Source organism: Pseudoalteromonas simplex, assembly GCF_015278155.1.
GTDB lineage: Bacteria > Pseudomonadota > Gammaproteobacteria > Enterobacterales > Alteromonadaceae > Pseudoalteromonas > Pseudoalteromonas simplex.
Map to the genome: position 1 here is coordinate 96,613 of NZ_JADILN010000006.1, position 21,773 is coordinate 118,385.

Below are 21,773 nucleotides of genomic sequence, written 5' to 3' on the forward strand. Positions count from 1 at the left end.
TTATGATACAAAAATTAAAGCTTTTAATCGTGGAAGATGATAATGATCAATATGACTTATACACAGATGCAATCGAAGAACTAAATGAAGACGATACTGATAAAATAAGAATAGAGATCACTAGAGAGAAAAATTCCGATAATGCGCTTCAACAAATATCTTCTGAAAAGTTTGATGGTGCAATAATCGACTTAAACCTTGAAGGTGAAGAAAATAATCAAGCATCAGGGAACAAAGTAATTAGAAGAGTTTTAGAGCAGCATAGATTTCCTATTTTTATCGTGTCCGGTAATTTAGGCAACCTAGATGATGACATAGTAAATTATCCTAGCCCATTCATTACCTCATACAATCGTGATGACGATGTTCAATATGCTGAAATATTGAAAGAATTAAAAGAAATTTTTAAAACTGGGATTACTAAAATTCTTGGTGGAAGAGGTTTGATCGAAGAGCATTTAAAAAAGATTTTTTGGGAGCACCTTGCAAATGACTACAAGAATATCGCCTCAACAACCGAACAAAGTTCAGAAAAAACCCTTTTAAGGTATGCTTTGAGTCATTTGAGTGAGTATTTGGCAGAGTATAGTGATGGGGAGTCAAGGTATTTCCACCCAGCAGAGTATTACATTAAACCTCCTATACAAAAACATATAGCTACTGGTGATATTATTAGCCAAAACAATAAGCATTTTATTAATATCTCACCAGCATGTGATGTTGCCGTAAGAAAAGTTAATGAAGATGGCACGTTAAAAATAAACGCTAACAAAGTAATACTAGCTCCATTAATACCTGTTTTGAGAGAATCATTTTTAGAAAAGGGAATTATTAAAGCACATGATCCAGCAAAAACGATTGAAAAAATCATAGGGGAAATAGTCAAAGGGCAAAGAGATAAATATGCTCTTTTACCAGAGTATAGTGATCTAAATGCCAAATTAATTGACTTCCAAAATATCGAAACCATTGAAGTTAACGAATATCAAGAGTTCAATAGGGAAGCTACAGTGGCAGGTATTTTTTTGAAAGATATTCAGTCTAGGTTTTCATCGTACATGGCGAGGCAAGGACAACCGGATCTCGATAAGAGCATTTTAATAGGTAAATACAAAAATATATTAAAGCCTGAATAAAATCCATAAACAGCTACGGTACATTAGAAGTGTACCGTAGCTGTTAATTAATGTATCTATCTGATATGTATATCGATAGAATTTTTGTTGGGCAGTGAAAAAGACAAGAGATCACAGGATATTCATCAAGCAAGTTTTCCTCTTGAATCTCGCACTTAGTTGGCTCAGCCATTTGTGCAGATTCAATTGGTCCATTCTTACCAGGGAAAATAAACATATTAGAGACATTGCTCTCAGGATATATTGATTTCACAGCCCTAGCGTAGAAAAATTGCTTAACTAAATCAGGCCATCCTGGAGCCGTCTCAATGCTTTTTGCAGAGTAATATTTAGCATCAATAACAGTGAAGTCACCAGTTTTAGGATCTCTAAGCACTATATCGGTTCTTTGTCCTTTCCTACTAGCTAGCTTCAATTCACCATTTATTTTATATACAGGCTTAGCTAGCTTTTTGTTAATAGGAAATACGTCTTTCAGTGTTTTTGACAGCATATGTTCCCACATGCCTTCAAACCTTTTTACACCAATAGAAAAGTCACTTTGCTGAGACATACTTTCTAATTTAAGATAACTTATTAACTGTTTAATGAGATAAATATCGCGATCTGAATATGCTCTTGTTAGCTCATTATTCAGGTGATAAAGCTTAGCATCATTATTCAGTAATGAGGCAGGAACATCGATAAGCTGTCTAGTTATAGCTCCATCAACATTAATTAACCACCCAATTTTTTGATCTAACTTGCGTAAGATTTCAGCATGGATCCTCGCAGTTTCACAATTAGAGTATACGCGTTTGATAGAACCAGCTAACTCTAAATAAACAGGACTGTCACCTGACATATATGGTATAGATTGCTTAATAGTACGGTTCCAATCTATTTTACCTGAGTTTACCTTCCTCTCGGTTACTCGACGTGTAAATAGACCATTGTTGAAGTAGTCTTCAAATAAGGCAAATATTAAACCTAAGTACTCTTTTCCATATACCCCTTCATCAATTAATTCATCAGCATTTATAGCGTTGTCTTTGTTATCTAAATAACGCTTCAGTGCCTTCAAAAGTGTCGCACATACCTCCTTTTGACTTAATTCATCAGCTTCTACAAAATCACTGTTCCGTGGAAGGAACACTGCAATTTGATCATCAAAGCTAATTAAGCCACAAAACATTACTTTTTGCTTATTACTGTAAAGAAGCCCTAGTTGATCCAGTTTTTGAACTAACTTCTTGGGCATTGCTTTTACAATACTTTGCCTGTCTTCAAATAGGTGTAATTTACGCATTTTTAATTACATCTATTCTGCTTGTTCATCTGCGGCCACTTCTTGGGCTTTTTGTGCGCTGTTTAACTTCTCTTGTAGTTTAGTTTCAAATGTTTCGGAGAAAATAGGATCACCTTCTCCAAATTTATGCGACAACTGACCAAAAGTGCTTACTTCTGATGTATTAAAAATCACATCACGCTTTCCATGACGAAGTACATCATCCCAGAGGTAAACTAATATTTTACCTTTTAATGTATTATTGGCTTCCTCAATGCTCGTAAGCTCATCATCAGATACAAAGCGGTGCCCTAGTAGGCGATCTTCAGGTACTTGTAAGGAAGACAAAGTATCATTAACAACTTCTGCAAATACTTTCCAAGGCACTTCTATCTTCTCACCATCAGAAAGTGCAATCTCAAAATTACCATCACCTGCTTTAGTAAAATCTATTGGTAAATATTCGAATAACCAACGTCTCTTAAAGGCTGTATCCATTGGCATGACTGATTGATCGCTACTATTCATAGTTGCTAGAATTGAGAAGTTTGAAGGTAAGTAAAGCTTATGAAACTTATCAGGCTCATTTAGATGCTCCTTGATATGGAGTAACATATCGGGATCTGATACCTCTATCTTATATTGGCTTTCGCCCTGCGCATTTCTATCTAATAGTTGGAATACCTCACCAAAAACAGCTGCTGCAGGTGCTCTATTAAGTTCTTCAATTACAAGATAAACATGTTTATTAGTATCATTTAGAGCCTCTATAAGCGCCTTAGTGAAGGGCCCTGGCCTAAACTTATAAGAAATCTTCTTTTCACCATTGGCATCGACCATAACAGGCTTTAAAACACCTACAAGATCACTATATTGCGTGTCTGGGTGAAATACTGTTACATAACGGGAGTGGTTTTCTGTTACTTCATCTATACAGTGGCTTTTTCCTGTACCTGGAGCGCCGTAATAAACCTTATTACTACCTTTACCAGCATTAGATTTATATTGAAATAAGCTTTTATCTTCTACGGATTTGGTATTTCTTAGAACCTCGCCATCAGGGATGGTATTCTTTTTTTCTAGGAATTTTCTTAGGCTTGGCTTTTCACTCAATAACTCAATAAGTAACTCTATTTTTCCAGAATTCTCTTGGATGAGAGAACAAACTTTGATCACACTTGAGGCAATTATTTCATCATTTCTTCGTGACAGCTTTCGACCTTGTAACTCTCCCTTCTCTTCATTCTTAACTTCTAGCCAGCTACGCCCCTCTAAGAAGTCTTCAAAAAATGATATATCTTCTTCATTCAAGTTATTATTCAGAAAAATATATAGCTTATCTAACTCATCATTTGTAAATTTTGACTTCCAATTTAGAGAAGGTAGCGATTCAAATACTTTATGATCAATGCCAGAGTCGTTTTTAATTTCATCTAAAACAGCTAGGTACTCAATTAACCCTTCAATAAAACCAACACATTGCTGTAAACGAGCAAACCAACTAAAGGGAATGTATGCTGTCTGTTTGCTCTTATTTACGAGTTTTATAGAGTCAGATAAGAGACTTGTATTCAAGTTATTAAAATAGCTAATAAACTCTAAATAGATTTTTTCTTTATCTGTACTTGATAAACTAATTTCATTAAAAATATTAGCTTGTACCTTCTCTATTGCTTCAATACGTAATGTAGAAAGATCTTTTAACATTGTTTCCCTTGCCTGATCATTTATACAGTGCTATATTCACCGGGGTTAAAACCGGACAAGTTTAATAGCATCATGAGTAAAGTTTTAATGAATAACGATATAGCAAGTCAAATCAAAAGTATACGAGAAAGCTTAGGTTTAGGCCGGACTGAATTTGCGAACTTACTTGGTATGGCCTCTACTGGCGAACGAACAGTTAGAGGGTGGGAAACAGGTGAACACAAACCGACTTCAAAAAAGCTTGTCGATATTCTCAATCTAGAGTCAGAATTAAAATCACATCTAGATAACGCGCCATTTAAACAGAAACCTTTATCTCGGTCTGAATTTTCATTCATAGACTTATTCGCAGGGATTGGGGGTATAAGGTTGCCTTTCCAAAAACTCGGTGGGCACTGTGTTTTTACTTCTGAGTGGGATAAGTTTGCTCAAAAAACATATTTAACTAACTTTGGTGAAATGCCCAACGGTGATATCACTCAAATTGCTGCATCAGATATTCCAGATCATGACATACTTTTAGGTGGTTTCCCTTGCCAAGCTTTCTCTCAAGCTGGCCTAAAGCAAGGTTTTAATGATACCCGTGGAACAATGTTCTTCGAAATTCAAAGAATTCTTACTGAAAAAAAACCCAAAGCTTTTGTACTTGAGAATGTTAAACAGCTTCAAGGGCATGATAAAGGCCGTACTTTAAAAACTATTTTAGATATTTTAAAAGGTAATTTTGACCTAGAAATACCTGATGACGTACCTCTAAGTGAAGAAACACGACATGCGTTATCAGAGAAACTAAATTATTGGGTTGATTATAAAGTACTTAGAGCTGGTGACTTTGGTGCCCCACAAAATAGAGAGCGGGTATTTATAGTTGGATTTGATAAGAATCAATTTGATGGATGTGATTTTGATGAGTTATTTAAATGGCCTACGCCTCCTAAAACACCAACTAAAGTAGGTGATATTTTAGAAGATTTAAGTGAAATAGCACCGAGTGATGATAAATTCACGATATCTGAAAAGCTTTGGGCTGGCCACCAGCGGAGAAAAGAAGAACATAAAACGAAAGGAAATGGCTTTGGTTATTCACTTTTCAATGCTGAAAGTGAATATACAAATACAATAAGTGCGCGCTACTATAAAGATGGTTCTGAGATACTAATTGATCAATCTGAGCTAGGTAAACGCCCTAGGAAGTTAACACCTAGAGAATGCGCTCGATTACAAGGCTTCCCTGAAGAGTATATTGTAGATGCGGTATCTCAAGGCCAGATTTACAAACAATTTGGCAATTCCGTTTGCATGAAAGTCGTAGATGCTTTAGCACTACAAGTCACTCTCGCTCTGAGAAGTGCTAGGGATTATTGTGAAGTTCAGAAAGCCTCTTAAATAAGCCTATAAGTGAGGAGCTTTGAAGCTCCTCACGTAATTTGAATTATAATTATGAAAGAGCGTCCTAGCTTTTTAAATTCTATGTCCAGATAAGGATGCTGAAATGAAGCTTACCGACTAAAACTTATCTAAATTCAGCAATCTCAAACGTTTGACATCACAGGACTATTTACCACAAGACACCTAATTACAGTAACTAGGCTGTTCAAACTCATCAACATTAAAATGGTAAAGTGTACTTTCGTCACATTCGCCATCTTTTTCACACAGTTGATAGAAATATTTATTTTCACGAGTATTGATGTCGCTTAAGATAAAATTCACATCTGATGTTGTTAATAATGTTCGAGTGTTCGTATCAGAGATTTCTTCACTCATAGGTGCGCTCATGATACGAAACGCTGTTTTACCATCATCAAAATGAGGTGTGATAGTAAACTCTGATGATGCACATAAGCGATCAAGAATACCCGTTGCCGTTGCAAACAATTCATCATCACATTTCTCATTTGATAATAAAGCGGGTGCAATTGCACCAAAGCCATTTTCTTGTAGATCAATGGCAGCCTCAGTAAACGCTTTTGCATCAAGCAAACCAGCACCACAACCTTTCAGTGAGCACTCAGGTCCAGTAAGCTCTCGCGCCGTACTTTCTGATAGTTTACGCAATGTTGAACCCGATAATGACGGAGCGTGAGATTTAGCTAAAGCATACGCACCCGCCACAATTGGTGCAGAGAATGACGTACCCGACCAATTTGCCACAAGTGAACTCGCATTTTTGTAAAAAGACGGGACAGATACGCCTTTTGCTGATAATGATACGGTTTCACCATAAGATGATGTTGTGTATAAATCACCCGTATAATCATCAATATTAGAGACAGAGACAACGCCTTTACAATTTGAAGGTGTCATGTTTTTGATGTCGTTAGCGTCATTACCTGATGATGTCACAATTGTAATACCTTTAGCAGTCGCAGCATCAATAGCATCTTGCATGTAATAAGGACATTCGAGTTCTGCACCTGAAGATATATTGATAATATCAACAGGTTCGCTCAAGCCTTGGATATTAAAGTAATCAATACCAGCGAGCCAATAGATTGCTTTAGAGACAATATACAAGCTACTATTCCCGCATAAATGGCTTTGGGCCATAACCATATCTGCATTGGCGAGTCCTGAGATGCCATCATTGTTATTGCTCACGGCACCAATAACACCATATACCGCTGCACCATGACCATTTTCACAACTCATATCTTCTTCGGTGTTCCACGCAGTTTGTCCGAGACGATCATGTGTTAATGATTTTTCTGCAACAGGAAGGCGCATATCAGGAAAAAAGCCTTCCGTTAAGAATCCACCGTCAATAATACCTACACGCGCTTTGCTACGTGGTTCACCTAACCCCCAAGCTCCAACAAAGTTGTTGCCCACAAGGTTGTCTTCGTTAAATGGGTGTAGGTGTGTTTGACTGTCGAAGTAAGGGTCGTTATAAGTAACTGTTTGTGTGACGGCTTGCCCTTCAGTTAGTGCAGATAGTGTTTTATTGCTAACTTTAGCAAGTGAGTTAAAGTCAGGTTTACCCTCAGGGTAAATAGGATGATCGATAGCGACTTTGAAGCCTTGGCTTTTAAGCAACTCGATTTGGTATTCCACATCAGATTTAGGAGCATCAATCAAAGATAGCTTTTCTGATTGTGAACTGTTGCGCTCAGCGCTGATCATGCTAATACCCTGTACGGACTGAGAGTAATTTTTTGCGGTTGACTCTAGTCGTGAGTTAGCATCTTTCACAACAACGAGTGTCACTACGTCTGAATTTGCTTGGATGGCAAAGCTAGTTGCAAGCATGACTGTCAGTGCAAAAATATGTTTATAACGTGTTTTCATGTTTGTGGCCTTTTTCGCGATTATAAATTTAAAGAACACTGTCCATAGCGAACAGTTAGCGATGATAGGAATTCAAATTCACTATCAAACAGCCATACGCCAGTACCATTTTCGTAACTGCCAAATTTCGGGTTGCCGATAAAGAAAGAGAATGAATCACCATTAAAAGTCGGTTTTTCAACGCGTAATTCAGGCATGTAGCCTTGTGATATCAAAGAATAAACATCAAGCGAATCAAATGCGGTCTCTGTGAACTCTACGATAACACTGTCAAATTCAGCCATTAATGCGTCAACACTGTTTTCACTCAGCGATTCATTACTTTTAAGCTCATTAAGACCATTACGTACTTCATATATCGACATATACGTATTGTCGTTGTTGTCACTAATGATTTTACTTGATTCAATGACTAACTGTTGCGCTTCGCTTGCTGTCGCAAGTCCAGCACGATAAGTAAGAACAGAGAAAAAATCAGTGATATTAATCAATTCATAAGAAGGTTGAGTGAACTCACCATCAGTATAAAGAGCAATATCGTCTTCTAATTGACTGATTTTGTCATCAAGTGAAGTGTTGTTTAGTTGCACAGTTAACGTTGCTGAGCTTGATACATCGCCATCACTCACAGTAATTGTGTAGTCAGTTGGCATATACCATTTAGCTAAGTCATCCACATCAAGAGTCACTGTACTGTCTTCAAATGTTGCATTGATAGGCGCTGCCATTGAGGTTGTGTAAGTAAGCTCTTTACTGCCTGTGTAATCAACAGTCATTGCTAATGAGTACGAATCTAACTCGTCAATTTCAACCGTTTCTGTAGCAAGCGTTAAAGTGATTGTTTCTGGCTCCGGTCTAGGCTCTGGCTCTGGCTCTGGCTCTGGCTCTGGCTCTGGCTCTGGCTCTGGCTCTGGCTCTGGCTCTGGCAGATTATTATCATCAGGGGCTTGAGCAACATCTTTTGATGTATCCGAAGATTCACTTGCTCCTCCGCAAGCAACTAGTGAAAGCAATACAAACTGTATTGCTATTAATTTTATTAGTTTCATTGTTCGAGACCTTTTTAATACCAATTTTGTGGAAAATCATATTTTTCAGGCAATAAAAAGCCCTACCGATTAATGAAAACATAATCAGAACAATGCTTTTTATTGCGAGAAGAGATGAAAGATTGTAGAAGCGTATTAATGTAAACAGCGACAATACACACTTCGATCAAGCAGGGTTTTGCTTACCTAAATACCTTTGGGAACCCAAACTTTACGTATTTCGAAACCATTCCAAAGATCATGCATTTTCTTTTGCATTTGCATACTTGATTCCACACCTAAAGACGTTAATACTCCACTGCGAAAAGCATGCTTATGTTCTTCAATAAACAACATATTTCGTTTTACTAGCTTTTCAAAAAACTGAGGCGGCGGCCGGCTATCAAATTTACCGTTGGCTCCTCTATTACATGCTTTACATGCAATTACTAAGTTCCAAATACCGTCTTTATTTATAGATAAAGCTCTTTTATTTCCCTCCGTCTTGAGTCCTGAAATGTAGGAGTGAGCAAAGAAATGATCTACATCGGGAAATAAATCTTCACTACTCTGACTAGTTTTATCAACCAGAGCATCACAGTAGAAGCATCGCCCTTTCTGGTAGGGTAATAGGGCTCCTAAAGCGCTACGAAGGCTAACTCTTTTACTGCCATTTTGAGACGAGATTACAAGTCCTTCTGCTTCTGAGTGAGTCACAAGATTTGTAGATACACCATAAGCCCAAGCTGATTGCACAATTGACCAACGAGCTAATATTTCATTAATCATTATTTCTTTTTCAAATGAACTTTCTCGCAGTTCAAGTAGCCTATCCGTGAGTACTAGAGACTTGTTATTAGAGTCATGCTCGAATAGCCACCACTTATCATCAATAGTACCCCCTCCAACATTATGAAATGCATCAAAAACATAGTTATGCCATAGAGCAGCGGTACTCTCTTTAAGAACTTCAAAAGCTGAATGCGTTTTCCCTGCTTTAATATAAAGATCACAAGCTTCTGTAATTCTGGTTGGTTTTCCGCTACTAAATTGCTGAGGAACTTCTTCATAATGAAGGAGAAATTCTTTCAAGAAGCTTTCTTGAAGATCTGCGAATTTCATTGTGGATTGATTTGACTCTACCTTTAGAAGAGCAAGAGCTAAAGCAAATTTATACGTCGCCACATTCTTTCCAAACAAAGTAATAGTTCTTAAACTTCTCAAACTTTCACTATGGTTTTTGTCGCCGATGTATTCAGCAATGCTAGCTTTCTTGATACCTTGCTTCATAAATAAATCTCCTACACTTTATATAAAATAATATTTAGCCAAGCTGGGCGCTCTTCCCCACGTACATCTTTAGTTATCCAGAGCTCTTTTAACTTTAAATTTATTAACTTCTTTATTATTTTTCTTAAGCGTACTTCAGTCATATCAAGAAATAGACGATCCCCATCTTGGCGTTCACCATCACCAAGTTTAAAGGATAGGTAAAATACTCCTTGTTTCTTTAGGAATAGTGCTAAGTGATTAATAGTTCCTTCTATCTCACTTTCTTTTACATGTAATAAAGAAGCGCATGCCCAAATTCCATCAAAATTACTCTTTGTATTAAACTGTAAGAAAGAAGTAGTTCTGACCTGAATTCCACTGTATTCTGACGCATACAAAGCCATTTTTTCTGAGGCATCAAAAGCTTCAACTTCATAGCCTTTGCTTCGAAAAGCACAAATATCTCTACCAGCTCCACACCCTGCATCTAAAATTAACCCTTGCGGCCTAATATGTCGTAAAAAACGGCTATATATTTCACTCATATCAAGAGCTTTTGTCTGCTCTATAAATGCTCCTGAATTATTCTCGTAGTACGAGATGGAATTAACGTTAGTGCAGCCTTTGCGCATAAACACTGTCTCCTTGTTTTTCGAGTTCGATAAAATTTAATGAAGATTCGAGAATATAATCGTCATTTAAGAGCATATCAGTAACTTGCTCTATTCCCTTTTTATATTTATTAACTAAGCTCTTTGCTTCTTGATAAGCAGTATTGACAACTTTATTCGCTTCTTGGTCAACTTTTCCTTCAAATGTTCTAAGCTGACTGACATCAACGCCCTCGCACTGACTAATTGCTCCGAGGCTAACCAAAACCTGCTTTGCCATACTGGTAGCGCGCTTCATATCATCCGATGACCCATGGCTGACTTGCTCTTCTCCATACATCACTTCCTCAGCAGCTCTTCCTCCTAACAGAATAATCAACTCTTTATTGAGTCTCTCTTTCGTGAAGATATCTAAACTATCGAGCTCGTCAGACACTGTTACACCATATTTCCCTGAAATCATTCTGACGCTAGCACTAGGAAATTGCGATTTAATAGCAATAAAATGCCCAGCCTCATGGGTTGCTTTTACATGTAATAGCTTTTTACTTTTAAAGTCATGCTCATTAGTAGAACCAGAGCTTAAATTTGTTAGCAGTGTGACCAACAGCAGGTTAAAGATACTTTTTTGGCTAGTATCATTTGAGTAAACAACGACATCTCGAAAAATATTTTGAATCGCTTTATGGGTTTGTCCAGCAGTCAAACTTGCTAATACTCTGCACTCTTCTTGTGACAGCCTAGTCTCAAAAAGCTCTGATTGGACTTGAATGGTTTGTAAACGCTCGTCTTCTGTAGGGTAAGTGAAACGCACTTCACGCTCAAAACGACCAGCTCGTAAAAGAGCTGGATCAAGTAACTCAGGATGATTAGTCGCCGCTATAAAAATACAGCTATTATTACTAGATGTAACACCATCCATTTGAGCTAGTAAGGTATTTACAGCTAAGCTATGGACAGGGTTATTTTCATTTCTAGCTCTACATAAGCTATCTGCTTCATCAAAAAAGACTAAACAAGGTGATATTTTATTTATTACCTCAAATAACTTCTTAATATTGGTAACCGCGCACCCTTGCGAAACCACGTCGGCTCCATTAATTACAATAAATGACAACCCCAATTCATGGGCAAATGCCTCTGCCATGAATGTTTTACCTGTCCCTGGAGGACCTGAAAATAACAACCCCTTAGGAATATTATCTTGGCTAATATTTTTACTTTTAAATTGCTCTCTAATAAGACGCATTTGGCTTTTTAGTTTTTCATTTCCGACAACTTTAGAAAAGCCAAATCTAGCTTGGTGGAGACCCATGAAAGGCACATCAAAATCATTAGGATCAAATGATGTTTGAAACTCTGGTGCAGGCACTTCAACTACAGCAACACCATTGTCAAACTTTACGCTAGGATTATATATAGTTTGTAAAAAGCGACGTCTTCTATCATTTAGATTTCTTAAGACATCTGTTCTATGGTTTGCACATAAACTTAATTCGCCAATATCTACGTTATTAGATTCGATCAATTTAACGCCAATACATGCTAGTTGTTTATATTCCTCTGCTCCACCCAAATGGGTAAAACCGACTACACCTAAGCGGTTCAAATCAATTTTATCCAGCTCTGTAAGCCAATATTCAGGGTCTGCGCTATTCAAATCTAGTAATAAAGAAGAACATTTCACTTCTTCCAACATAAAATTTTGTACATGATGAAATGCGCTTATTTCTAAACTTAAATATTCTATAAACCAATCGTTTGGTTGTGTGCTCAAAATATAAGTTGTTTCGTTTAATACAGGCACCGCTCTTTTAATTTTAATAATGTCAACTAACTCATCCACTTCGTCATAGACAAGAGATTCATACCTAAGCACCATCTTTTCAAATTCTGAATCAATATTTCTGGCGTAACAGTCTTTGCCAAGACTCTCTATGACAAACTCAGACATATTTAAAGGTAATGAGACATGCTCTTTATTTTCTTTAGTAAAGATTTGAACTCGCTGATCAGCGATTTGCAGTAACTCAAGAGGCTTAAGAGGCGAAAAAACAGCAACATGACCCGCCATCAACCGCTCAGAAAGCTCTACTGAAATTCCATTTTTACCTTTTAATAAAGACTTCGCATCAATCATAATTACACCCCAACTTGTTCAATAGCTGAAAACTGAGAAGAGCCCACCGAAGTAGTAAACAAAAAAAAGCATTGTTTAAAATTAACCAGTCTATTTGATGTGTTATCTGGTAGCTCACCAGAGTCTAAAAGAGTTAGTAATGCTTCCTGAACAACAGAATGAGCTTTCTCAAAGTTTTCAAAAACAAAACACATTCGCGGATTTAACTCAGCAGCTAATGTTAAGTAGCCAAGTGCAGAGTCTACATATTGAGAACCTGAACCAATTAACTTCAAAACACTTTTTGAATCAGAATAGCTTTCCATTGGTAGAAATAATGACTCATACCCTACCCCTTCATCGATAAAATTCAGAGCCTCCGAAAAACTATCTGCGAGTAGACTTTTTCCAGATTGAGACGCTCCTAAAAGAATCAATGATTCAACTTTTAAACTCGATGAAGATTGATTTGGATGAATTGAACCAAAGTAAAGATCAGCTGCGATATCTATTGCACACTTCTGGCCAATAACCTTTTCAGCAAGAAAGTTTTTTAATCGATTTGATTTTTTCCTAGCAAGCTGAGCACTCAGTGGCTTTTGATATTCTTGTAGCCATTTAATAATCAATGAATAGTTAATGGTTACTGGTGCGTGAGGTGCCTTTTGTAAAAATAATTCATTAAGTTCATTGTCAGTATTATCTATCTGAATTTCACTTTTAAAGCTCTGAGCATGATGAAAGAATGTTGCCTCAACCCCACAATGATGAAAGCTTTTATTCATCATTGGAGTCTCTTTAAGAGCTTGCCTCGCTAGAATTACATCCCTCGGAAACCTTATTTGTCGGGTAGGTACTCCCATTTCCAAGGCGATTTTTTCCATGACAATAGGTGAACCATAAACGCCCGCAAGAAGAAGCTCTTTATTGATTTTTGGTAATTTAGAGTTATCTTTTTTTATTTCAACTAGAGAGGGGAATTTATTAAACCTATTCGTTTGAAACCCCTTCCCTAAAGACATAAAAGTTAACTGCTCTAATAGCTGCTTTGCATCTGAGGCATCACTGTTAGTGAGATCTGCTAACTTAATGAAAATTGGATCAGCCCTTGAGGGCTCAAGCTCAAGTATTGATTGATTATCAGCTAGTTTTTTTGCCCCTTCTTCAAGCCAATCATCATCTAGATAATATTCAAGTGTTCCCTGTATCTGGTTTGCATCAGAAGAGTTAAGCAAATCTGTTGAGCTGCAATCTTTTAAACTATCAAGTATTGAGCTTGTTAGTTCGTCATCAAGGTCCCAGTTTTTACTTTTTAAATCCTCATTAATCAACAAGCTTACAAACTTACCTAATAGCTCACTGAAGTCTGAAAAGTATCCTATTTCGAACTGATGTCTAAGAGAATCAGCAAACTCCCTCACATGTTGGAAAAATAAACGTTGATCATAGACCTTGTAATGCTGTGCCACTATTTTGGTAAGAGATTTAGTATTGATGATAATTTCAGCTTGTAAGCTTCGACTATTAGAAAGCCCCCTTTCATTGATGTACCAGCTTTCAAGATTTTTTACTCCCAATAGAATGAATGCCTCTACACCTCTCATATCCATATTTGTGAAAGGTATGCTGACGGAAGCATGGAGGTGCTCCTCACCTGCTTTTGAAAAAAAAGTATAAGCTTCATCAAGTGCATTCTCTACCCAGTCAGGCATATACTTTCTACCCAATGAATCAAAAAAACACGTAAATAGATCTGAGCTTTGTTTACTTTTAGGCATAGAGATCCCCTTGCTACCTTAATTGATAACATCCAAAATAGAAAAGTTAAGAAATTTATATAAGCTCTTTCGGTTAACTGAGAGCTAGAAGACTTTAATACGCTTAAGTCAAGCCGTACTTAGGCGGCCAGATTCCAACAGGGTAAAGTATGAGAGCAATCTCTTTCCCAAATTTCTAATAATTTAGAAAAGTTCAATTCATGTTTTTTGGTAAGTAGCTGATAATTTGCAAGTGCAATATCAAGGAGCCCTTCAATACACTCAATGCTGAAGCCTTCTTGAGTATTTACCTGCATAACTAAGCGCACATAGTTACTATTAGTTGTATAGGAAAGTTGGTTCATCATACTCTTACCTCACATCAATAAATTTAGCCAAAGACTCACTGGATCCGCATGGTTGCGGTTGATGTAAACAGGTTAGGCTCTAAAAATGAGCATGACAACATAAAATTAAATTTATGCGCAATATAAAACTTCAATTATCGTAGAAGCTAGTTATGCACAAAAAGAAACCAGTTTATGCACAAAAAGATGCATCACCATTAAATTTGACTCCTCACAAAGATTTCTTTGAATCAAAATATTTATAAGTATAACTAATAATAATTGTCTGGCTCTGTAAACTCTCTAAAACCAGAGAGCGAAATCGTAATTTGATAATTGGCTTGGTGAATTTCATAAATAATAAGCTCTGATAGAGGAAACAAAGTATTTCTGCTACTATCAATAACTTGGATAATTATAAATTTAACCCTCATACAAAGAGCCAAGCCGATATATTCTTTTCTAGACACTGATTCTAATGCATCTAACCAATGCGCATGTTCTGACTTTTCGTTTGTAATATCAGCGATAAAGCATGCTGCTAATTTTTCGAATTGTTCATCCAAAACCATAAGGTCACATTTCACAGTAAAGTCGGTACCTTTTATTTTTTGTGCGTAATCACTGATAAGGTGATCATCAGGGTATTTAAAATTTTCTGTTAGTTCCCTTCTTAGGCGAGATTTGGAAATAGTCTTATCTAGAATATCACCGGGTTCAAACGACTGTTCCAAACGTCTTTCCGCGCATAAAACGTGTATACTTATTGCTAACTTACAGCCGATAAGATCTATTTTAAAGCTCCTGTAAGATTGACTCTCTCGTTTTTTTCTCTTCTCACTAATAATTCTCGATATTGTTGATTGATTAACATGAAGCCTTTCAGCAAGTAGCGACTGATTCGTTATAGCAACATCTTTGTTTAGCTCTTTAGAAAAAAATGTAATAGGTGACGGCCCTGGCGCCATAATTATTTTTAACATTTCTGGGTACGTATAGTTCATCACCTCTTCAAATACATGCGAGCAATCTTCACACGTAACTACATAAGGCTCTTCAGTATCTATTTCATCAGCATAGACTTCTCGAGAAGCACCTTCGGGATAGTTTTTCATTCGGTGTAGATTGATGATAAAACACTCTGTTTTTTTACCATCAAGAATCGTTTGACATACTGCACACCGATGATTTTGTTTATTCAAAGTAAGTTGTTCAATAGGCACCTCCTCATAGTCATCGGTAAAGTGCCATGTAAGTGTTTCTCCTAACTTAAACTCCTCCTTACTATATACTCCCAGCACTTTCTCTAACTTTTGCATTATTTTAGAGCTTGGAAATCGATAATCATACAACTTCAACCTATACAATGTAGACACCGACACAGATGACTTTCTAGCTAACCCAGCTACTGTTAAGTTGTTTTCTTTTAAGCCTTTTTCTAACCACAACCGAATAGACATTTCAAAATCCCTGTAAAATTACCGAAACTAATATATCAACACTTATAGCCTTAAGTTAAAAGATAAATCCCTTTTGGAAAAGGCTAAAAATTACCTTTTCTCAATTTTTTCCATTATCCAATCATCCACTTCTGACTCAACCCAAGCCACTGACTTAGCACCTAACGATACTTGCTTAGGAAAAGTACCCTCAGAAATATATTTATAGATACTCGAATGACCCAGTGATGTCTTTGCCATTACTTCTTTCAATTTAATTAAACGCATGGAGTTTCTCCGGTTGGTTATTAGTACATAACCTTTCCGGGGGCAGTATTTTTTTATGCCTCTCAAATGAAAAACTTACACATATACATCACTAACTTGCATAAACCACTCAAGAGGAATTAATAATGCAAGGTCAACAGTCGTTATATGAATTTAAGCATCCAGTAAATGATAAACAGATACTAGAAGCTGCTGCCTACATCATCGCTCAGAAGCAGTTTAGAGATGGTGTACTAAATAGCCCTAATGATTGCGAAGAGTACTTAAAACATAAGCTAGCAATACATGAGCACGAAGTATTTGCCGTGCTTTTCTTAGATAGCCAAAATCGCATACTAGAGTTTAAAGAACTCTTCAGAGGCACTATTAACGCTGCTAGCGTTTACCCAAGAGAAGTTGTCAAAGAGGTTTTAGAGCTTAATGCTGCATCCGTTATCCTAGCGCATAACCACCCTTCCGGCGTTACTACCCCATCTCAAGCAGACAAGCTTATTACTACCAAGCTTCAACAGGCACTTAACCTAATTGATGTATCAGTGCTTGATCACATCATCATTGGCGAGAGCACGTATTCATATGCTGAACATGGTTTAATTTAAAAGGAGTTAAATATGGCGTTAAAAATAGAGCAAGTAGCAGGCTTAAAAGTGCCTGACTCTTTTATTGGTGTGATTGTAAGCGCTGTTGCTAATGGAGGTGATTCTGTAGGAACAGCTAAGGCGGTTACACTTAACTTTAGAGATCCAGATTACAGCCCTGAAGCTGGAGGCTTTCACCCTGTAGAGGTTAGGTTAGAAAAGAAGGCCACCAGCTGGCAGCTTATTTATATTACTGACTTTTCGTATCAGGGCCGTCATACCCCTGAACTGATAAAAGAAATTGATGTGTGCTTCAGCATTAAGCAGGTTTATCACTTTTTAGCTGGTTGGTTGAACGCTAAGGAAGGTAAAGAGCTATTAGACCTATTCATTTCAAACTTTGTTGAGTACTACAACACAGGTTGTTATCAGGTAACTGTTACTACTGAGTAGAGGGAGGTTTTTATGGCTGAAGTACAAGCAGTTAAAGATCTTGATACTGTAAGGCTCGTTAGCTATTTACTAGAAAAGCGTTGCTCAAGACAAATGAGCCAGATATGGAATATTGGCTTAAATCTCGCACTTAGAATATCTGACTTACTTGCAGTGAAGTTTACTGACATAAGTAACAATAGATTGATTATTTATGAGTCAAAGACCTCGAAATTAGCTGAAATAAAGCTAAATGATAAGGCGCTTACCTTGATCAACGAAATTAAACTAACTCATCCACATCACATCTACTTATTTCAATCATACCGCAATCAACAAGCAATCAATTCAAAGCCTAGACCGCTATCACGCAGAGCTGTCACAAAAGCATTTGCGCTAGTAGGTGAAGAACTAAATATTCATTTGGGGACTCACTCGATGCGTAAAACACGCGGTTATCACTTGTATCAGAAAACCCATGACATAGCCCGAGTAATGAAAATGCTCCGCCATAGCTCCGAAGCAACCACACTTCGTTACATAGGCATAACACAGGAGGAAATAGACAAAGACTTTGAAGAACTAGAGCTATAAACCCTAACAGCGCCATTCTGGTGCTCGTGATACTTAACTAAAAGGAAAACATTATGTCTTTAAATAAAGCCGTTTCGTGCGGCTTAGTCGGTAATGAGTTATCAAAACAGATAACTGGCAGTAGTGACTCTAGCGTAAGCAGAACAGCTGTGGCTATAGGTTCCGGAGCAGCCGCTGGAGCACTTACATCTGGCGCAATAGTAATTGGTGCTGGTGTTGCGTCTGCGCCTGTTACAGTCCCTCTAGCTGTTGCTGGAGGGATAGTTGCTGGCATTGCTAGTTTGTTTGATTAGTCAAATGCGAGTGCTCTAAATGAGCACTCTTTTAAAGTGTAATAACACCGTTTATTTTTAGGTTCTCATAATGGTATTTTGAGAACTTGCCAGCCCTTATATACTAAGGGTTTAAGCTTACTTAGCTAGTTGAAGGTCTCAAAACCTCGTTAAAGCAAATTATGAGAAGCACAGGTCTTAATTTGAATATTACCTCAGACTAGAGCCAAAACAACGCTGCCCTGAACCATATTGCTTAGTATTGAGCTTTGCGAGGTAACTCAGCCGATAAAACAGAGCATCGAAGTCTTGAATAAAGTTAGGGTTATTAGCGTCAAGGTAGTAATGAGCATTTTGAGGCAAATGAACTAATTGCATAGTTTCATCTACAGGTAAGCTCAATGCACTTGCCCAAGCCTTAACTATTCGAGTAAACAGATTATCACTCTCTGCATTTATTTTACCCGTACAGTGATACCGGTCCTTGTTAAAAAATAGAACAAGATGATAATGCTGATGATGAGCAGTGCTCTGTTCTCTTGCCCAAATATACCTAACATTGCAAGGGTGTGGCGTTCTACCTTCACGAGTTTTACGGTTTGTATCAGCTTTAATCTGCGCCGCAAGAGAAGCAATGAATCGTTTAATAACTTTATTACAATCTAAATCAATTGTATTTGAATGAGCAGGTAACCTTAAATCAATTCTCACTGCAAACGTTCTTTTATGCTCAGCACATGCAGCAAGCATGACTTTCTCAATAGCATCTAAGTAGGGAATAACTAGAGGCTGATTGTCTCTAGCGAGTGTTTGATATTGCTTGTAGGTAGGATTGGCAGTTACAGGGTATTGTGTTGGATTATTCATTCTCTTTGTCCTGATAAGCATTAGTTCATATCAGGTGGATGAATAGTATTTTTTAATTTGTATTTGTTGTGATGATTACTTCGTTACTATTAAATCTAATTAATATTACCAAACCGAAATTTACACTAATAATGCCACCTTAATTTACAACGGCTAACTTCACTAAAGCATTACTTAGGGCTGCTTTAAAAATTTAAATTAACTCTGAAGTTATAATTTAGCCAAAAATCGCCTGCCCCCCATATAAAACATAGCACCTAACGCATCTGAGCCACATGAAAATCACTGCAAGGAAACTATATAACTACCATAACGTCACTAAACAAACTACACTGAAGACTACTTTAAATACTACTTAGTAACAGAGCATAATTATGACTAAATTTAAGGGTGTGAGCCAAATAGAGGGAAAAGAAAGACGTTTCATTGAGTCGTGCTTCCGTGTACTCCAACGTGAAGGCGTACAACTCCCTATGAGGTTTGAGACTCCCATAGAAGGTGCAAAAATTATTAATCAAATTATTGCATCAAGAGAGGCTAGCTCAGAAGAAAAAGACCAAATGGCTTTATCTTTAATTGATGAAGCCAAGCAGGAGCTATTGCCTTTAGATGAATTTAATTGGTTTAAAGATGATGAGCGTGCATGTTACTTTGTCTGGGCTTCCATCTATTTATGTAGATATTTATCTACCCCTCATCATCCAATCAACAAATCACCAAATCACCCACTTATATTCGCTGTTCATTACAACCAACTAGGTTTAAAAAACAACCCATCAAACTCACAGGAAAGATTTGATGAGGTTGTAAAATACTTTGATTACATCCCGCAACATAAACAATGGAAGTTAGATTTAATTACTTATCTAAAAGATACTTGGAGTCAAGTATTTAAAAGCCGAAAGCCATTTTCTTGGTTAAAGAAGGATAACGATGAACAGTGCCTCTGGGCATGGGAGTACATGCAAAGAGTAGATATTAATCGCTCCAAACCTATGATTTACCAATTTTCACCTACAAATACAGCTGAAAGATACCTAGCTATATATGCTGCATTTGATACGTGGAAAACAACAGTTGAAGCTAAGAGACTTTTTTCAATCGATTTTAATAAGGCGTGGCAACAAAAAAAGCACCGCGATAGCAGACAAGGAAAAAAAGCATGCAGTTTAGTGTTACACGAAGAAACTAAGTTAAAACTAGACGAATTAGCTCAAGCTAAAAACGTAACCCTAAGTCAGCTAGTTGAGCAATTAATTAACAAAGAACATTCAAAGCAACTTGGCTAAGGTAGATCAACTACCCTCAAAGACCGCTCTAAGCCATCACTCCACCACTTCATTATTGGCCTGCGTTGCTCTAAATAATCTGAGCGGTTATATGCCGCTCTAGTTTCATTTTCATCTGCGTGTGCTAAGCACGCTTCAATTAAGAGGCTATCGTAGCCTCGCTCATGTAGTGCTGTAGACGCAACAGAACGAAGGCCATGAGCCACAAGCTTATCTTTTATAGCCCAAGCTACGCTTTATGGCTGCATTCACTGTATAAGTACTTGCATGGCCATTAGGATCACGTTCATTAGGGAAAATATATTGATGATGCCCGCTGAGTGGCTTCATTTTCTCTAATATTGCTATCGTAGCAGGTGTTAAAGGTACTCTATGCGTTCTTCTGCGCTTCATTTCTTCAGCTGGAATTATCCAAACTTTATCATCAAAGTAAATATCTTCCCATTTAGCCCTAGCAGCTTCTTTTGGGCGAGTCATGGTGTGTAGCTGCCAAAGAATCAATAACCTAGTCTTATTTTGAATATTTGGCGCACCCCATAAAGCTTTTAAGAAGTCAGGTAATTCACCTGGCTTAATAGTTGCCATATGTTCTACTACATTCTTAGAAAATACCTTAATAATTTTGGCTAATGGGTTAGCTTGTATATAGCCATGATTAACAGAGTAATCCATAATCTGATTAAGGCTCTGGCATATACGCTTAACTGTTGAGTGTTTCCCGTCAGATTCTAAAGGCCTAAGAACTTCAATCGTCTCTGGTGCTGTAATGCTCTCCAAAGGCATATTTTTCATTTTTGGAAATACATACTTTTCTAATGTCTTCCACTCACGAGACGCGTGCTGCTCAGTGACAGTAGGCTTTTTACGCTCAAACCAAAGCTCTGCAGCTGCGATAAAAGTATTATTATGCTTACGGACTTCCTCTTTCTTCTTCTCTAACTTATGTGTTTTTGGATCAATGCCATTGGCTAGTAGCTTTCTTTTATCAGCGGCATCATCCCTTGCGTCTGAAAGGGATTTATCTGGGTAAATACCTAAAGGCATTTTGTTGTATTTACCCGTAACTGGATTTTTGTACTTAAACTGCCAGGATTTTGTACCGCTGGGTAAGACACGCAATTGCAAACCGCCACCGTCTGAAAGAGTTTGCTCTTTCTCTTGCGGCTTTGCTGCTTTAACTTTCTTATCTGTTAGTTTAGTTACTGGCCTAGGCATATAAACTCCTGCTTAATTTAGGTCAGTATATACGCTTTTAGAACCCATGGGTACTTTAGTGGGTACTAAAGCATCTGGCAGCTGGTGGAAGACCGCGGAAAAGAATGGCAATAAAAACATTTAATTTCAATAAATTAACTTTGTTTAGAAATGAGCATGGAAAGTAATGGAAGCTAAGACTGTAGACCCGGGAACCACTGGATGGCCATTTTTAACTCCTACAAGATAATTTCACGGTATTTTAACTGGCTCGGCAACGAATTGCGC

At 37.3% G+C, this 21,773-nt stretch carries 21 protein-coding genes; 7 read left to right on the plus strand and 14 right to left on the minus strand.

The features are described from left to right. Positions 1-2: 2 nt before the first annotated feature. Positions 3-1,136, plus strand: a complete 1,134-nt coding sequence (locus IRQ78_RS13375; protein ID WP_194442467.1) for a response regulator — start codon at positions 3-5, stop codon at positions 1,134-1,136. A gap of 43 nt (positions 1,137-1,179) precedes the next feature. On the opposite strand, the gene IRQ78_RS13380 is transcribed toward IRQ78_RS13375, so the two are convergent. Both IRQ78_RS13380 and IRQ78_RS13385 read right to left on the minus strand, forming a co-directional pair. Then, positions 1,180-2,424, minus strand: coding sequence for an LlaJI family restriction endonuclease (locus tag IRQ78_RS13380; RefSeq protein ID WP_194442468.1), 1,245 nt, complete (start codon positions 2,422-2,424; stop codon positions 1,180-1,182). Between the two features lie 12 nt (positions 2,425-2,436). Next, a complete protein-coding gene (locus IRQ78_RS13385) occupies positions 2,437-4,110 on the minus strand; it encodes an AAA family ATPase (protein ID WP_194442469.1) in 1,674 nt (557 codons plus the stop codon). Between the two features lie 72 nt (positions 4,111-4,182). Between IRQ78_RS13385 and dcm the strand changes: the two genes are divergently transcribed. Continuing rightward, a complete protein-coding gene (gene dcm / locus IRQ78_RS13390; RefSeq protein ID WP_228482629.1) occupies positions 4,183-5,496 on the plus strand; it encodes a DNA (cytosine-5-)-methyltransferase in 1,314 nt (437 codons plus the stop codon). 186 nt (positions 5,497-5,682) lie between these two features. Here dcm and IRQ78_RS13395 read toward each other — a convergent pair whose 3' ends face one another. The 9 genes from IRQ78_RS13395 to IRQ78_RS13435 form a co-directional block, all read right to left on the minus strand. After that, a complete protein-coding gene (locus IRQ78_RS13395) occupies positions 5,683-7,398 on the minus strand; it encodes a S8 family peptidase (RefSeq protein ID WP_194442470.1) in 1,716 nt (571 codons plus the stop codon). A 20-nt stretch (positions 7,399-7,418) separates the two neighbouring features. After that, a complete protein-coding gene (locus IRQ78_RS13400) occupies positions 7,419-8,447 on the minus strand; it encodes a hypothetical protein (protein WP_194442522.1) in 1,029 nt (342 codons plus the stop codon). A gap of 186 nt (positions 8,448-8,633) precedes the next feature. Then, complete coding sequence (locus IRQ78_RS13405) at positions 8,634-9,716, minus strand: HNH endonuclease family protein (RefSeq protein WP_194442471.1); 1,083 nt, start codon at positions 9,714-9,716, stop codon at positions 8,634-8,636. Positions 9,717-9,727: 11 nt separating this feature from the next. Beyond that, a complete protein-coding gene (locus tag IRQ78_RS13410; RefSeq protein ID WP_194442472.1) occupies positions 9,728-10,330 on the minus strand; it encodes a class I SAM-dependent methyltransferase in 603 nt (200 codons plus the stop codon). Next, positions 10,311-12,449: an AAA family ATPase gene (locus IRQ78_RS13415; RefSeq protein ID WP_194442473.1), complete on the minus strand. Its 2,139-nt coding sequence runs from the start codon at positions 12,447-12,449 to the stop codon at positions 10,311-10,313. The genes IRQ78_RS13410 and IRQ78_RS13415 overlap by 20 nt, the downstream gene beginning before the upstream one ends. 2 nt (positions 12,450-12,451) lie before the next feature. Continuing rightward, the gene (locus tag IRQ78_RS13420) at positions 12,452-14,206 is read right to left on the minus strand and encodes an AAA family ATPase (RefSeq protein WP_194442474.1); all 1,755 of its coding nucleotides are present in this window, start codon (positions 14,204-14,206) and stop codon (positions 12,452-12,454) included. A gap of 119 nt (positions 14,207-14,325) precedes the next feature. Continuing rightward, positions 14,326-14,553, minus strand: coding sequence for a hypothetical protein (locus IRQ78_RS13425; RefSeq protein WP_194442475.1), 228 nt, complete (start codon positions 14,551-14,553; stop codon positions 14,326-14,328). 251 nt (positions 14,554-14,804) lie between these two features. After that, entirely contained in the window at positions 14,805-15,992 is a 1,188-nt protein-coding gene (locus tag IRQ78_RS13430) for a helix-turn-helix domain-containing protein (RefSeq protein ID WP_194442476.1), read from the minus strand. Between the two features lie 90 nt (positions 15,993-16,082). Further along, entirely contained in the window at positions 16,083-16,259 is a 177-nt protein-coding gene (locus tag IRQ78_RS13435; protein ID WP_194442477.1) for an AlpA family transcriptional regulator, read from the minus strand. Between the two features lie 125 nt (positions 16,260-16,384). Here IRQ78_RS13435 and radC point away from each other — a divergent pair, with 125 nt between their 5' ends. Genes radC through IRQ78_RS13455 form a run of 4 tightly spaced genes read left to right on the plus strand, consistent with a single transcriptional unit; the run spans position 16,385 to position 18,156 of the window. Continuing rightward, positions 16,385-16,858, plus strand: a complete 474-nt coding sequence (radC, locus tag IRQ78_RS13440) for a RadC family protein (protein ID WP_194442478.1) — start codon at positions 16,385-16,387, stop codon at positions 16,856-16,858. Positions 16,859-16,870: 12 nt separating this feature from the next. Further along, the gene (locus tag IRQ78_RS13445) at positions 16,871-17,290 is read left to right on the plus strand and encodes a DUF2787 domain-containing protein (protein ID WP_194442479.1); all 420 of its coding nucleotides are present in this window, start codon (positions 16,871-16,873) and stop codon (positions 17,288-17,290) included. Between the two features lie 12 nt (positions 17,291-17,302). Further along, positions 17,303-17,863 carry a tyrosine-type recombinase/integrase gene (locus tag IRQ78_RS13450; protein ID WP_036973950.1) on the plus strand — a complete coding sequence of 187 codons (561 nt, stop codon included), beginning with the start codon at positions 17,303-17,305 and terminating at the stop codon, positions 17,861-17,863. A 53-nt stretch (positions 17,864-17,916) separates the two neighbouring features. Beyond that, positions 17,917-18,156 (plus strand): hypothetical protein, encoded by a 240-nt coding sequence (locus IRQ78_RS13455; protein WP_036973951.1) that lies wholly within the window; start codon positions 17,917-17,919, stop codon positions 18,154-18,156. Positions 18,157-18,345: 189 nt separating this feature from the next. Here IRQ78_RS13455 and IRQ78_RS13460 read toward each other — a convergent pair whose 3' ends face one another. Next, a complete protein-coding gene (locus tag IRQ78_RS13460; protein ID WP_194442480.1) occupies positions 18,346-19,002 on the minus strand; it encodes an inovirus Gp2 family protein in 657 nt (218 codons plus the stop codon). A 374-nt stretch (positions 19,003-19,376) separates the two neighbouring features. Here IRQ78_RS13460 and IRQ78_RS13465 point away from each other — a divergent pair, with 374 nt between their 5' ends. Continuing rightward, the gene (locus IRQ78_RS13465) at positions 19,377-20,291 is read left to right on the plus strand and encodes a hypothetical protein (protein ID WP_194442481.1); all 915 of its coding nucleotides are present in this window, start codon (positions 19,377-19,379) and stop codon (positions 20,289-20,291) included. On the opposite strand, the gene IRQ78_RS20805 is transcribed toward IRQ78_RS13465, so the two are convergent. Next, the gene (locus IRQ78_RS20805) at positions 20,288-20,497 is read right to left on the minus strand and encodes a hypothetical protein (protein WP_323741599.1); all 210 of its coding nucleotides are present in this window, start codon (positions 20,495-20,497) and stop codon (positions 20,288-20,290) included. The genes IRQ78_RS13465 and IRQ78_RS20805 overlap by 4 nt on opposite strands. A 4-nt stretch (positions 20,498-20,501) precedes the next feature. Further along, a complete protein-coding gene (locus IRQ78_RS13470) occupies positions 20,502-21,506 on the minus strand; it encodes a tyrosine-type recombinase/integrase (protein ID WP_323741600.1) in 1,005 nt (334 codons plus the stop codon). Positions 21,507-21,773 lie beyond the last annotated feature (267 nt).